A 13,288-nucleotide genomic window follows, 5' to 3' on the forward strand; every position below is an offset into this window, starting at 1 on the left:
TTGAAATTAAAAGATATATTGGTGTAACGGGTGGATCTTTAGATATCAAAGGGGATAAAAAAACATTCGTCAATAAACTAGGAGCAATTGCTTTTCGTATTCTTTATTCTGAGATGATTTTAGATAAAAAAAAAGAGCTACAAATCCTTGAAGAAAGCAAATTAGACTGGACACTTGTACGGTTGCCTTTTGTTAAAGAACATAAAGAATCAAAAAAAATAAAGGTTAATTTACTTGATATGCCCGGGTTTAAGATATCTGCCGAGGGTATCGCACAATTTTTGATCGAGCAGGTATCTTGTTCAAGTTACATACATAAAGCACCCTTTATATCAAATTAGGAAATGTCTACCGATAATGTGTTTTATCTTAACTTAAGCTTTGGTACCCTAACTATTTCTTTAATGTTATTTTAAGTAAGAGGAGGAATAGGGTATGAATATAAAAAAGAGTCAGTCTTATATGGAATTAACGGTGAAAAATTGGGAGAACACAGAGTTTGGCAATACATTGATAGAAATGTGCGAAGCAGCTAGGGAGTATACGAATGATACTGTTGAAGTTCATCAAGTAGTGAACCTAGGTAAGCGTAAAGGAGAGTGGCATTATTTAATTATTTTAAATATAAGCCAAGATCTAGATGATTTAGGAGAACCAGTAGAAAATAATTATAGATAATGAAAAGCTCTTCATGGCCTATTTATATAGGATAGAAGAGCTTTTTTTATTCCAATAACTTACACACTACATGATCTAGCTTTTTATATCATATACATGCAATTTTATTTAGTAATTACTTTTAGATCTCTTTCTTCGAAAACTTTTTTAGCAACAAAAACTGCATTTAAAACTTTTGGAAAACCGGTATATGGAATACAGTGTATAATGGCCTCCACTATATCATCTCGGGTAAGCCCCACGTTAAGAGCTGCATTAATATGAACATTTAATTGTGGCTCACATCCCCCTTGTGTCGCTAGTGAAGCTATGGTTACCAACTGTTTTTGCTGTAGACTAATTCCTTGTCTTTTATAAATATCTCCAAAGGCAAACTCGATGACATATCTTCCAAGGTCAGGGGCAATGTCCTCTAATGATTCAATTACTCGTTTCCCACCTTCCCCATCTACCTCCATTAGCTTTTTCCATCCATTTTCATAGCGTTCGTTTATCAACTGAATCTCTCCTTAACATATAGTGATTTTATCTATAAATTAGATAGTAATCTTTAGAGCGCGCTCTAAAGCAAGACTTTTATTTATCATGTTATAATTGCTTATATGGAAAATTTATTCAGTATTCAAGAAGTAGCAAAAATGACCGGTCTTTCTGCACATACATTGCGTTATTATGAAAAAATTGGATTGATCATGAACATACAAAGAGATACAACTGGATATCGACAGTACACAGACTCTGATATTGCATGGATTCATTTTTTAATTCGATTACGTGTTACAGGTATGCCAATGCTTAAAATGAAGCAGTTTTCTGATTTACGACAAGAAGGAGATTCTACTATTGTTTCAAGAAGGGAGTTATTAGAGGAACATCATCAAGATGTCTCAAGCAAGATAGAAGAATTAAAGATGAATCTTCATAAAATCGAGGAAAAGATAGAATACTATAAAGCATTAGATCCAACGAAGAAACAGTACTTTTAATGCTTTATGTAAATTAAATAGGACGGCTCGGAAAAGTTCCGAGTCTTTTTTTATTATTCGTAAATTAATTATTGACTTAGAGTTAAGTCTAAGTTATAGCATGTAAAGAAAGGAGGAAATGGAAATGTATAGTATATCTGAAGTTGCTATGAAGACAGGGTTTACAGCTCATACGCTACGTTATTATGAAAAGATTGGGTTATGATATTGACAGGGTTTAAATAAGAATGCCTCTAATTAAAAGATATAGGTAGGTGTTCATTGAATTTTATATTGTAGCAATCTGACACGACCCAGTTGATAAATGCCTTCAACTGGGTTGATCCTAACATATCTCCTTAAAAGAGCTTAACAGGTAACTGTTTCAAACCACGAATTATAAGGCTTTGCCGCCATTCTAATTCAGACAGTTCAGCTGCAAGAGTAAGGTTTGGATATTCCTCGAGCAAAATCCGAATGGCAATTTCCCCTTCAAGTCGTGCCAGTGGAGCACCTAGGCAATAGTGAAGACCTTTACCAAACGCAAGATGTGGACTTTTCTCTCTTGTAATATCGAGAGTACCAGGTTTCGCAAACACCTCCGGATCATGATCAGCTGATGCAAGTGAAACAATGACGTGGTCCCCCTGCTCAACCTGCTGGCCCATAAACGTAAAGGATTCTTTCGCCCAACGGTCTGTACTGAACTCAACCGGTCCGTTAAAACGTAGCAATTCCTCAATAGCCTGAGCCACGAGGGAAGGGTCTGCTTTTAGCAACGCAAGTTGCTCTGGATGTGTAAGCAGAGCCAGTAAACCGTTGGAAATGAGATTTACAGTCGTTTCATGTCCTGCCACAATAAGAAGCATAACGACTCCATACAATTCACTTACGGTTAACCGGTCTCCTCCTTCCTCAGCTTGAATTAAATAAGACATTAAATCTTCTTCAGGAGAAACACGCTTTTGTTCGATCAATTTCTCCAAATAAGCCACAAATTCCATATTAGCTTCGTCATACTGAGAATCATCATTTATGTCCACCAGTGCGTTGGACCAGCGTTGGAAATCAAGTTGATCTTCAGATGGGATGCCAAGCAATTCACAGATGACTCTAATTGGAATCGGAAACGCATAAGCTTTAATAAAGTCAACCGTTCCTTTGCTTCTCATGAGCTTAGCTTGTTCGCTTGCAATCTCCTCAATACGCCCTCTTAACTTCTCAATTCTTTTGGGTGTAAATCCACTTTGTACTAGGCTGCGTAGGCGATGATGATCCGGTGGGTCGACAAAAAGCATGCTTCGAGCGATTGGCGGTAAATTTTCATCCGTCATTTCGTCAGGAAAGGCAGTCCGCATATCTTTTATAAACCTCTTATCTTTTAATACGGCTTCCGCCGCCTTATACGTAAGAGCCATCCATGTATTGTTTCCATCGTTAAGCATCTTCACTTTTGCAAAAGGTTGGTGTGGACGAATTTTCTTGTAATAATCATAAGGGTTTTGGTGAAACTGTTGTGAAAATAAATCAAGCGATTTAATATCCATAAGTATTGCCCCCTTTTCTAAACTCCATCGTACTAATAGCTGCTTTATTCGGATAAACACTTTTTCCAACCTTACGAAATAATACAATCCATATCCAAACACCCCTTCTATTAATTTATAACTTAAGTTTAATGTCTACCCTAAGAGGAGAGTCAATCTTGTTTTTTGTAGAAGGGTCTGTTAGATTAAATTTTTATTTTTCGACAAGTCATGTAAAAATTACGGTATTTTAACTAAAGTAAGATAATCATTACATATATACAAGAAGTGATTTAGCTCATAAAACATTTTAGCCGGGTAAGCAAGATTTGCATAGTTTTTAATTTTTTATTTTCACTTAAAAATTAAAGTGGGTTTTCAAAAACAATAAAAACAATATGATAAATAATAATATTTTATTGTAAAACGATAAATTATATGTTAAATTCATAGTTGAAATTAATAAGTGAGGTGCTTTATTATGAAACAAAGTTCAACAATATTTTTGAAAATAGCTCTTTTTCTTATGGGAGCTCCAGTTCTTGCTTTAGGCATATTTGGTTTATTTTATTTAGCTAATAATATAGCAAATCCAGATTATTCCTACATACTATATCCTGCTGTAAGCATTATGTATCTTTCAGCTATCCCGTACTTTTTAACGTTGTATCAGGCGTTCCGACTTCTAATCTATATTGACAAGAACAAAGCGTTTTCTAACATCTCTGTAATAGCTTTAAGGAAAATAAAATACTGTGCAATGACAATTAGTGGCCTGTATGTGGTAATGATACCATTTGTTTTTCTTGCGGCAGAGAAAGATGATGCTCCAGGTCTAGTAATAGTTGGAATGGTCCCTATCTTTGCTTCATTGGTAATCGCAGTCTTTGCTGCGGTTCTTAAAAGGCTTTTACAACAAGCAATTGATATAAAGTCGGAGAACGATTACACAATCTGAGGTGAATAAAGTGGCAATTATAATCAATATTGATGTCATGTTGGCTAAAAGAAAAATGAGTGTTACAGAACTTTCGGAGAAGGTAGGAATAACAATGGCCAATCTTTCTATCTTAAAAAATGGCAAGGCAAAAGCAGTTAGGTTTTCAACTTTAGAGGCCATTTGCAAAGCATTAGATTGTCAGCCTGGTGATATTTTAGAATACAAGGATGAAGAAGAAGCTTAAAACAGTTACAAATAAAGAAGTAGAGGAAAATTTAACGGGTTCGCTTATGGCGATTAGTTAGTCGAAGACAAATATAAATTAAATAGAGGAGAACTTTAATGAGTTTTACCAGTTTGGTTATGCTCTTTGTTTTATTTCTTGTTTTGGTTTTTATAGTAGTTGGGGTACTTTTTCATCGTAGAAATACTCAAAATACACCATCATTATTGGGAGTTGGGGTACTTTTACTACAATTGCTACTCATTGTATTATTTTTCACTGAAATTACAGCAAGGTTTAATGAATTATTCTTTGATATCCTTTGGTGGGTTACAGTTGTATCCGGTCTTATCGTCGGAATAAGAAAAGTTAAAAATAATGTAATCATATCTATGTTAAATATCTTCTTAAGTGTTTTGTTAGCAATTTTTATGCTTTTACTGCTGTTCATTACATCTATGTAATCATTAATATTAAAAGGCTCTTTTCGTAAATATTTGCGGTAAGTGGTTTGGTGGAATGATATAATCATCTTTAATTGTATAATTCGTATATTTATTTGTTAAATACATTTTTTATTTAACAAAATATAATAGAGAAAGGGTTAAGCAACTATGAAAGAAGAGAAAGAAGAGTATAAATTCGAGTTTTTATTTTATATCGTACCAGTTGCCATTCTATACTTCTTAGATAAATATTATTTCCACTTCTTCGGTTAATTCAAGGATTAAATACTACATGTTTATATTTAGATAACTCATATTATGTATAGTAGGTCTCCATATCATATATATTATATACCTGCTTTGGTTATCGTTATCACTGGTGTTATTGGGGGTTCACTTATTATACTCTTTTACTTACATGTACTATAATATAAGGAAATCGAGGTACTTGTTTTTATGAACTTAAGAGTTCAGTTTACGGTGGTTTTCATTTTAAGTGCTATATCCATTATTGGTTTTGGATTCTTGGCTATCTCGGTGAGTCAGGATCGAATTGTTCATTTTGACAGTACAGTTATCTCTTTCGTGCAGGGTTTTGAATCTCCAATATTAACATCTATAATGAAGTTTTTTACTTTTATTGGATCCTTGCCTGCGATCACTATACTTTCTGTTCTAATCATGTTTTTTCTCTATACAGTACTAAAACATCGCTCAGAACTTATCTTATTTGTGGCTGCTATTCTAGGTTCTAGCATTCTGTTTCGCATATTAAAGCAAATTTTTCAAAGAGAACGTCCTAATTTGCACCGACTTATTGAAATAAGTAGTTACAGTTTCCCTAGTGGTCATGCAACAACTGCCTTTGCTTTTTATGGGGTTTTAGCCTTCTTACTTTGGCGACATCTTCCTACTCAATGGGGACGTACAATTTTAATTCTTCTTAGCGTCATCATGATTCTTGCTATTGGAACTAGCCGTATTTATTTAGGGGTACATTACCCTAGTGATGTGCTAGCTGGTTATTTGGTGAGTATTTTCTGGCTTACAATTATTATTTGGCTTTATCAGCGATACAGGGAAAAAATTTATAACCGAAAACATCTCAATGACAACCAATAATAAAATAGGTGTTTTTTTCAACAAGTACGCCATGAAGTCAGTAAACGTATTCAATGTTTTGCAGAAGCAAATAAATAACTAATTATAAAGCAGCCTGGATGTTACTAGGCTGCTTTATGTCTTCCTAGAATGGACCTTATGTAAATTAGAAATGTATACGATATACAGCTTGAAAACAAAGGAAATTACTTGATCAATTTCATCAAGCTATAAGCAATTCTATTAAAACTATAAATTATTTCTTAATCTTATTGACAGTTTATATATGATTGTAGCATTATAAATAAGAATGAAAATCATTATCATATTTACTGGGGGATAAAATATGCGTACATATTCAAAAGCTGTACTTGCTTTGGTAACTGCTCTCTTTTTAGTTTTCATGGCTGCTTGTGGCAGTAACGGAGCTTCAAAAGAAGAGTCATCAAGTTCAAAAGATGAAAAAGCTTACACAGTTAAGCATGCAATGGGGAAAACAGAGATTCCTAAAACACCTAAGCGTGTTGTGGTTCTAACAAATGAAGGCACGGAAGCTTTGCTAGCAATGGGGATTAAACCTGTTGGGGCAGTTCAATCTTGGTTAGGTGATCCTTGGTATGACCATATTAAAGGTGATATGAAGGGTGTTCAAGTTGTCGGTACAGAAAGTGAAGTTAGTATTGAAAAGATTGCAGCATTGAAACCAGATTTAATTATTGGGAATAAAATGCGTCAAGAAGCTGTTTACGATCAATTAAGTCAAATTGCACCAACTGTATTCTCAGAGACATTAAGAGGAGATTGGAAAGAAAACTTTGAATTATATGCGAAGGCTACAAACAAAGAAGCAAAAGGAAAAGAAGTCTTAGCTGACTTTGATCAACATGTTAATGACGTTAAAGAAAAGCTTGGAGATAAAGTGAATCAAGAAGTATCTGTTGTTCGCTTTATGCCAGGAACAGCTCGTATCTACTATACCGATTCTTTCTCAGGCGTAATTTTTAAACAATTAGGATTTAAACGTACTCCAGAGCAAGAAAAAATGTTTAAAGATAATAGCAAACTAGGCAACCTTGCTGTAGATGTTGGAAAAGAAGTTATACCTAAAATGGATGGAGATGTTATGTTCTACTTTACATATGCTCCAAAAGGTGAAGATGAAGGTGTAACTATGGAAAAAGAATGGACCAATGATCCACTTTGGAAAAATTTAAACGTTTCTAAAGCTGGAAATGTGCATAAAGTTAGTGATGCAGTTTGGAACACTGCTGGTGGGGTAATTGCAGCTAATCAAATGTTAGATGAACTTGAGAAAATAATGGTAGATAAATAGGGTATAAATAAGTTTTTTATGTTATAATATTAGTGCCCTTATAGAGGGTTTTCATTAACCGAAGAAACCAGCTATTTTATATAGCTGGTTTTTTTGTTCCCTCAATATAGTTTAATTAAGATAACTTCTTCCCGTAACTTACATTATGGTAACTAGATAAGCAAAAAAGGGATCTTTGGTAGGTCAAAGGAAAAAAATTGATTTTAAAAAGTGGAAAAATTATTGTTGTAATGAATTATTATCCTTTATATTCATTACAAAATTTAAAGAAGGGGAAAGATTGAGATTAGAAATCAACAATTCTGATGGACTATTGATTATTTGTTTTCCTCAATTTAAAGTATGCATATGCACTTAATGAAATGGCTACCATCACTATACAAGTAAGAGGAAATAGGATCGTGTTAACAAAATGATCATAAAACCAAGTATACATAAAAAATCACCTCATATATTTTAAATCCACATTGATACTATCCTCTAGGAATTCAACGGATTGTAGAACTACTTCTTCCTCGAAAAAATGATGCGAACAAACCTGTTATCCTCTCTGCTTCTTTCTGTTTTTCAAGAACGCAACAAGAAGAAGTAGAGAAGGGATAATTGCGAGGAGAGGAATATGCAGAACAAACATTACTACCTTTAGTCCTTCATGGAGATGTTCTTGAAAATTACTCGCAATCGTAATAGACATAAATAGAACGACTAGGCCCAAAGGATACGATATTCGTGAAGGCGCTTCAACCTTAAATAAGTTAGCTGTGCCTATGACAGTTGCATAAAACAGCACGCTTATCTTAAAAAAGATACCGATCACTAAGGCAAGCATAAAAAAAACATCCAGGCGTTCTAAAAAATTAGCTACTTGGATGGTCTGAACGGTACTAAGAAGTGGAAATTGTGAACGTGCAGTCAGATCGACGCCAAGTACACTAATATTAATGAGCATTGTAATAATCAAATTGATTCCACTTAATCCCGTTGCACATAACATGGTCACCTTTGCCTTCTTAGGATTATTTAAATACGGCAAAATCATCGTAAATACAAGGACCTCTGTAAACGGGAAATATAAGGTTTGGGTAAATACCACTTTTAGGACGGGTAACAAGCCTTCTTCCAGTACAGGTTGCAAGTTTGTAACATCTATTAAACCAGAACTCACAATCAAGATAAATCCAGCGATCGCAAGGATATACATAAAAATAAAAAGCAGTTCCCCTGATCGGGCTATGACCTCAATTCCTTTTCGAACCGTATAAATAATGACAAGGATTAACAGAGTATTCGCGATAAATAAAGGCGTGTCAGGATAGCCGAAGGTTAACAACATTACACCAAAATCACGTAGAACCCTTGAAGCATCATACATAAAGTAAAGAATATAGATAAAGGCCAGTACGGTTCCCATCACTTTACCTAGAATCTTTTGCATATATTCTGTTGGCAAAAGATCTGGATAATATGAATAAAGCTTATGATAGACTAATAAAAGAACGAAACTGAATACCATTCCAAGTAGAATCGCCAACCAGGCTTCCTGTTTTGCGTCTATTGCAAGAGGTACCAGTAAAGCACTACCCAGTTCAAACAGAACCATTAGAATAAATAATTGACTGGCACTAATTTTGGCTTTCTCCATTCAACTGGCACCTCCTTTTCAATCTTATTTAAATCGCTCTTTTACTTTCTTGAATCGTTTTTGAACCTTGTCATTACTTTTAATTTTTTAGAATTTTTTAGAGATATCAGATTTTCTGTAAGGTTAGTTCTAGGCTAGAAGCATTCTCTTCATAGGTAAGGATTTCATTGGAAATTTCAACAATAACACTAATACCCCATATAAAAATTAGCTAATCTAATATGTTACCCTCTCTGCTTCTTCCTGTTTTTTAAGAAAGCTACAAGAAGAAGCAGAGAAGGAATAATTATGAAGAGAGGAATATGCAGTACAAATTTTGCTACATATAGTCCTTCATGAAGATGTTCTTGAAAATTACTCGCAATGGTGATAGACAAAAAGAGAATGACGAGACCTAAAGGATACGACAGGCGTGAAGGTGATTTAATCTTGAATAAGTTAGCTGTACCTATGACAGCTGCATAAAACAACACGCAGACTTTAAAGAAGATACCGATCACCATGGCAAGCATAAAAAATACATCAAGACGTTCTAAAAAATCAGCTACTTGGATGGTCTGAACTGTGCTAAGAAGAGGAAACTGTGAACGTGCAGTCAAATCAACGCCCAGCACACTAATATTAATGAGCATTGTGATAATCAAATTCATCCCACTTAATCCCGTTGCACATAACATCGTCACCTTTGCCTTTTTAGGATTATTCAAATACGGCAAGATCATCGTAAACACGATGGCTTCGGTAAACGGGAAATATAAGGTTTCAGACAAGGCAACTTTTAAGGGTGGTAACATACCTTTTTCAAGTACAGGTTTTAAGTTTGTAACGTCGATTAAACCTGAAGAAACAATCAGAATAAATCCGATGACCGCAAGAACGTACATAAAAATAAACAGGAGCTCTCCTGATCGGGCTATGACCTCAATTCCTTTTCGAGTGGCATAAATAATGACCAGTATTAATAAGGCATTCGCGATAAATAAAGGGGTATCGGGATAGGCAAAGGTTAACAACATCTCGCCAAAATCACGTAGAACTCTTGAGGCATCGTACATAAAATAAAGAATGTAAACAAAGGCCAGTACGGTTCCCATCACTTTCCCTAGAATCTTTTGCATGTATTCTGTAGGTAAGAGATCGGGATAATAGGTATAAAGCTTATGATAAACTAAAAATAGGACAAAACTGCCTAGCATGCCCAGCAGAATCGCAAGCCACGCCTCTTGTTTGGCTCTTATTGCAAGAGGTACCAGTAAAGCACTACCTAGTTCAAAAAAGACCATTAAAATAAAAAGCTGACTGGCACTAATTTTTGCCTTCTCCATTGAACTGGTACCTCCTTTTTATCACTTTTAATTCTCTTTCACACCCGAAAGAAACGACTTGTTTCGTAAGCCTGCACGACGAATATAGGCTTCCACGGTAATATCTACGTTTAATTTTGGGAAGTATACATCGCTCCACTCCGATTTTAATTTCTTCCATTCATTTGGTCTAGCACGGTGGATGGCTTCGCCGAATCCAAAGACATCCGTTTTGTTTATTTGAGCCTGTTCAATGGCTTTCTTTAGGTCTTTTTTTATTTCTTTCTCCAATTCTTTTTCCATCTTTGTAATGACGTTTGGATTGGTTATATCTACAGGTACCTCCATTTCACCGATGTCTCCTTCTACACGCGTATGAACAGAAATTTTGGGTTGACCATTCTTTACTTGTGCAGACACGTTTGTTTTTTGACGAACCGTTTGATAGGCAATCGCTTGCTTTTTCCCTCCCCAATCAATGTTGATATCAGTTCCTTGGATTTTATCCAAAATCCACACCGTTCCTCTAGCTGGTTTTCCATACAGCCAATCTACTAACTTTCCTTCTTTTAAAACGGCAATTCCTGAGGCTCGAAGCGTTGATTCAGGCGCGCTTTCTTGAAGATTCTCCAACATCTGTGCTTGCTTATGATCTCCAATCATACGAAATCCCGATACGATGGTTTCGCCTCCAGGAGATTCAAGGCCCTCCATTACGTCTTGGAACGACACCTTTATGTTCTCTCCCCATTTTCTTTGGGTGAATTCTAAGGTTTTCATCACCTTATTCGCTGGAATCTTATCTACGGGTGTTAATGTTTTCACGAAATCTGCAGCAGTTGAATGATTGGCAATTACCAGTGTTGTAGTGATCCGAAATTCCGGATCACGGTCAATAGCATCAATTAACGGGTTAAGCCCCTGTTCTCTTGCCAGCTTCTCACCAATAACGACCAAGTTCGTATGCGCATAATACAGTCTACGGGAAATTCTACCCGAAGCCCGTCTACTTGCCTCGACTAAATTGTCGCCAGAAGCCGAATAGATGGTAACAGGGGGGCTTTGCGTACCACCTCCACCTCCTTGCATGCCTCCCGCTACGTTTCCTGGATTAATAATCTGAAGTGTTATATGATATCTTCCATCTTCTGTTCTATCGATACCCATAGCTGCGACGATCGCAAGGTCAGTTAACTCTTTTTTACTCCAACAACTTGTGAGCAATACTGTCATCGTCATCATCAATAAAAGAAAAAGGCCTTTACGCTTCATTGTTGTCACCTTCTTCAAGATCTCGATTCACCATACCACGAGATGCAGGAGGTTGCGGGTGTCGATTTGCCCCTTCTCGAACCGTGTTAGCAGTAATTAATCGCGGTCTTTGTCTCAGTGTCCACCATGGTAATCTCACAACGGTATCCCCATTGTTTACGGGGATGAAAGGAGCAAATGGAGCCATATAGGGTACCCCAAATGAACGTAAGCTGCATAGATGGACAACCATCATCAAAAGGCACAGAATGATGCCGTAGAAACCAAATGTCGCTGCGCCAATCATAAACAAAAAACGAATTAAGCGAGCTGAAATCGCCATATCAAAGGAAGGTGTCGCAAAACTAGCAATGGCGGTGATCGATACAATGATAACCATTGCTGGTGACACGATACTTGCTTGAACGGCTGCTTGACCAATTACAAGGGCCCCAACAATGGAGACGGCTGAACCAATAGCTTTAGGCAGGCGTATCCCTGCTTCTCGTAGGATTTCAAAGGTTAGCTCCATGAGAAGAGCTTCCACAAATGCTGGAAAGGGAACAGCTTCCCTCTGCGCCGCAATAGCTACGATGAGCGTGGTTGGCACCATTTCTTGGTGGAAGGTCGTAACTGCAACATAAGTAGCAGGCGCAATAAGAGAAATCATAAACATAAAAATACGTAAAAGACGAATGGAGGTTGCAATGTCGAACCGGGCATAATAATCTTCAGCCGATTGGAAAAATTGCATAAATACAGCTGGCGCAATCAGTACAAAAGGGGTCCCATCCACAAATATAGCAATCCGTCCTTCTAACAGGTTTCCAGCTACAACATCAGGTCTTTCCGTGTTATAGATAGTTGGAAAAGGAGTCGCTGTCTGATCCTCTATTAGTTGTTCAATATAACCTGATTCCAAAATGCTATCGATATCAATTTGATTTAATCGCTGACGAATCTCTTTAACGACTTTATCATTGGCAATGCCATGTATGTACATAAGCGTCACATCTGTCTTTGTTACACGTCCCACTTTTAAAGACTCCATCCATAAATCGGGGGTCTTAATGATGCGGCGTACCATAGCTGTATTGGTCCCAAGAGACTCGGTAAATGCTCCTTTTGGCCCTCGCACCACCATTTGGGTAGTAGATTCCGCAATGGAACGCTTTTCTCCACCTTTGGTGCTAGCACTCAGCGCCTGCTCTACTCCATCCACTAAAATAAGAGTATCTCCTGCCATTAAAGATGCAAACAGATCATTGAAGTTAGTGATGGAAGATACGTTTCCAATTGTCATTATATCTTTAGACAGCAGGTCTATCGCATTGTGCTGATTTATTTCTTCTTTATGATCATCCTTCATCATAGATTGCAGTAAGTACTCTTGAATCGACTGATTGTCTACAATTCCTTCTACATAGACAATCGCCGTTTTAATGTGGGAGTCTCCCCCCATTTTTATCTCACGAATAACGACATCTGAACTATTTCCGGTTTTCTGCTTAATCATATTAAGGTTGCTCGATAATGAAACTTGTATCAGTTCTATTGAATGATAAGTAGTTTGATTCTCGTTATCCTGTGGTCGTTTCTTTTTTTGTTTGCGATCTTTAAAAAACGAAGGCATAAATTTAATCACCCTTCTTTAAGTTTTTATTACTTTAACCATATAAGAGTTTTTTATGTAAAAATTAACAACAAATATTTATGTATCATCATAGAAAAAAGGGAAAAACCTATTAAATGGAGCGTGATAGATATGAAAATTATAGGTATTAGCCTTTTAATGATGGGATGCTTAATGGGCTTTTCTTTAGGTATCGATATTTTTTAAGGATTTGACATTTCTCAGGCGTTGTCCAACGCCGTAAGT

Annotated in this window: 15 protein-coding genes; 9 read left to right on the top strand and 6 right to left on the bottom strand. The window is 36.2% G+C overall.

The genetic code is table 11. The features are described 5' to 3' along the window. Nucleotides 1-341, top strand: a 341-nt coding sequence (locus ACN6NE_RS28910) for an NAD(P)H-binding protein (protein ID WP_474328820.1), incomplete at its 5' end; no start/stop codon positions are given. A 94-nt stretch (nucleotides 342-435) separates the two neighbouring features. After that, entirely contained in the window at nucleotides 436-678 is a 243-nt protein-coding gene (locus ACN6NE_RS28915) for a hypothetical protein (RefSeq protein ID WP_129703599.1), read from the top strand. Between the two features lie 104 nt (nucleotides 679-782). Here ACN6NE_RS28915 and ACN6NE_RS28920 read toward each other — a convergent pair whose 3' ends face one another. Continuing rightward, the gene (locus tag ACN6NE_RS28920) at nucleotides 783-1,172 is read right to left on the bottom strand and encodes a carboxymuconolactone decarboxylase family protein (RefSeq protein ID WP_129703752.1); all 390 of its coding nucleotides are present in this window, start codon (nucleotides 1,170-1,172) and stop codon (nucleotides 783-785) included. Nucleotides 1,173-1,280: 108 nt separating this feature from the next. Between ACN6NE_RS28920 and ACN6NE_RS28925 the strand changes: the two genes are divergently transcribed. After that, entirely contained in the window at nucleotides 1,281-1,664 is a 384-nt protein-coding gene (locus ACN6NE_RS28925; RefSeq protein ID WP_129703601.1) for a MerR family transcriptional regulator, read from the top strand. A gap of 124 nt (nucleotides 1,665-1,788) precedes the next feature. Next, nucleotides 1,789-1,869 (top strand): MerR family DNA-binding transcriptional regulator, encoded by an 81-nt coding sequence (locus ACN6NE_RS28930; RefSeq protein WP_276319761.1) that lies wholly within the window; start codon nucleotides 1,789-1,791, stop codon nucleotides 1,867-1,869. A gap of 133 nt (nucleotides 1,870-2,002) precedes the next feature. Here ACN6NE_RS28930 and ACN6NE_RS28935 read toward each other — a convergent pair whose 3' ends face one another. Next, nucleotides 2,003-3,190, bottom strand: coding sequence for a cytochrome P450 family protein (locus ACN6NE_RS28935; RefSeq protein WP_129703603.1), 1,188 nt, complete (start codon nucleotides 3,188-3,190; stop codon nucleotides 2,003-2,005). Between the two features lie 460 nt (nucleotides 3,191-3,650). On the opposite strand from ACN6NE_RS28935, the gene ACN6NE_RS28940 reads away from it, so the two are divergent. The 5 genes from ACN6NE_RS28940 (at nucleotide 3,651) to ACN6NE_RS28960 (ending at nucleotide 7,212) form a co-directional block, all read left to right on the top strand. Continuing rightward, nucleotides 3,651-4,127, top strand: coding sequence for a DUF2975 domain-containing protein (locus tag ACN6NE_RS28940; RefSeq protein WP_129703605.1), 477 nt, complete (start codon nucleotides 3,651-3,653; stop codon nucleotides 4,125-4,127). Nucleotides 4,128-4,137: 10 nt separating this feature from the next. Beyond that, entirely contained in the window at nucleotides 4,138-4,353 is a 216-nt protein-coding gene (locus tag ACN6NE_RS28945; protein ID WP_129703607.1) for a helix-turn-helix domain-containing protein, read from the top strand. A 98-nt stretch (nucleotides 4,354-4,451) separates the two neighbouring features. Then, nucleotides 4,452-4,796 carry a hypothetical protein gene (locus ACN6NE_RS28950; RefSeq protein WP_129703609.1) on the top strand — a complete coding sequence of 115 codons (345 nt, stop codon included), beginning with the start codon at nucleotides 4,452-4,454 and terminating at the stop codon, nucleotides 4,794-4,796. A 438-nt stretch (nucleotides 4,797-5,234) separates the two neighbouring features. Then, nucleotides 5,235-5,900, top strand: a complete 666-nt coding sequence (locus ACN6NE_RS28955; RefSeq protein ID WP_474328823.1) for a phosphatase PAP2 family protein — start codon at nucleotides 5,235-5,237, stop codon at nucleotides 5,898-5,900. A 325-nt stretch (nucleotides 5,901-6,225) separates the two neighbouring features. Next, nucleotides 6,226-7,212: an ABC transporter substrate-binding protein gene (locus ACN6NE_RS28960; protein ID WP_474328825.1), complete on the top strand. Its 987-nt coding sequence runs from the start codon at nucleotides 6,226-6,228 to the stop codon at nucleotides 7,210-7,212. 541 nt (nucleotides 7,213-7,753) lie between these two features. On the opposite strand, the gene ACN6NE_RS28965 is transcribed toward ACN6NE_RS28960, so the two are convergent. The 4 genes from ACN6NE_RS28965 to ACN6NE_RS28980 form a co-directional block, all read right to left on the bottom strand. After that, nucleotides 7,754-8,854 (bottom strand): GerAB/ArcD/ProY family transporter, encoded by a 1,101-nt coding sequence (locus ACN6NE_RS28965; RefSeq protein WP_474328827.1) that lies wholly within the window; start codon nucleotides 8,852-8,854, stop codon nucleotides 7,754-7,756. A 224-nt stretch (nucleotides 8,855-9,078) separates the two neighbouring features. Next, nucleotides 9,079-10,179 carry a GerAB/ArcD/ProY family transporter gene (locus ACN6NE_RS28970; RefSeq protein ID WP_129709876.1) on the bottom strand — a complete coding sequence of 367 codons (1,101 nt, stop codon included), beginning with the start codon at nucleotides 10,177-10,179 and terminating at the stop codon, nucleotides 9,079-9,081. A 27-nt stretch (nucleotides 10,180-10,206) separates the two neighbouring features. Beyond that, nucleotides 10,207-11,430: a Ger(x)C family spore germination protein gene (locus ACN6NE_RS28975; protein WP_129709878.1), complete on the bottom strand. Its 1,224-nt coding sequence runs from the start codon at nucleotides 11,428-11,430 to the stop codon at nucleotides 10,207-10,209. Then, the gene (locus tag ACN6NE_RS28980) at nucleotides 11,420-13,042 is read right to left on the bottom strand and encodes a spore germination protein (RefSeq protein WP_474328829.1); all 1,623 of its coding nucleotides are present in this window, start codon (nucleotides 13,040-13,042) and stop codon (nucleotides 11,420-11,422) included. Before ACN6NE_RS28980 ends, ACN6NE_RS28975 begins: the two co-directional genes overlap by 11 nt. Nucleotides 13,043-13,288 lie beyond the last annotated feature (246 nt).

The organism is Priestia sp. 53B2, assembly GCF_056099005.1.

Bases quoted from the DNA above. Each gene is read 5' to 3' on its own strand.
- ACN6NE_RS28925 (WP_129703601.1), top strand. From the start codon at position 1,281: ATGGAAAATTTATTCAGTATTCAAGAAGTAGCAAAAATGACCGGTCTT.
- ACN6NE_RS28970 (WP_129709876.1), bottom strand. From the start codon at position 10,179: ATGGAGAAGGCAAAAATTAGTGCCAGTCAGCTTTTTATTTTAATGGTC.
- ACN6NE_RS28950 (WP_129703609.1), top strand. From the start codon at position 4,452: ATGAGTTTTACCAGTTTGGTTATGCTCTTTGTTTTATTTCTTGTTTTG.
- ACN6NE_RS28960 (WP_474328825.1), top strand. From the start codon at position 6,226: ATGCGTACATATTCAAAAGCTGTACTTGCTTTGGTAACTGCTCTCTTT.
- ACN6NE_RS28935 (WP_129703603.1), bottom strand. From the start codon at position 3,190: ATGGATATTAAATCGCTTGATTTATTTTCACAACAGTTTCACCAAAAC.
- ACN6NE_RS28955 (WP_474328823.1), top strand. From the start codon at position 5,235: ATGAACTTAAGAGTTCAGTTTACGGTGGTTTTCATTTTAAGTGCTATA.
- ACN6NE_RS28930 (WP_276319761.1), top strand. From the start codon at position 1,789: ATGTATAGTATATCTGAAGTTGCTATGAAGACAGGGTTTACAGCTCAT.
- ACN6NE_RS28915 (WP_129703599.1), top strand. From the start codon at position 436: ATGAATATAAAAAAGAGTCAGTCTTATATGGAATTAACGGTGAAAAAT.
- ACN6NE_RS28940 (WP_129703605.1), top strand. From the start codon at position 3,651: ATGAAACAAAGTTCAACAATATTTTTGAAAATAGCTCTTTTTCTTATG.
- ACN6NE_RS28980 (WP_474328829.1), bottom strand. From the start codon at position 13,042: ATGCCTTCGTTTTTTAAAGATCGCAAACAAAAAAAGAAACGACCACAG.
- ACN6NE_RS28975 (WP_129709878.1), bottom strand. From the start codon at position 11,430: ATGAAGCGTAAAGGCCTTTTTCTTTTATTGATGATGACGATGACAGTA.
- ACN6NE_RS28965 (WP_474328827.1), bottom strand. From the start codon at position 8,854: ATGGAGAAAGCCAAAATTAGTGCCAGTCAATTATTTATTCTAATGGTT.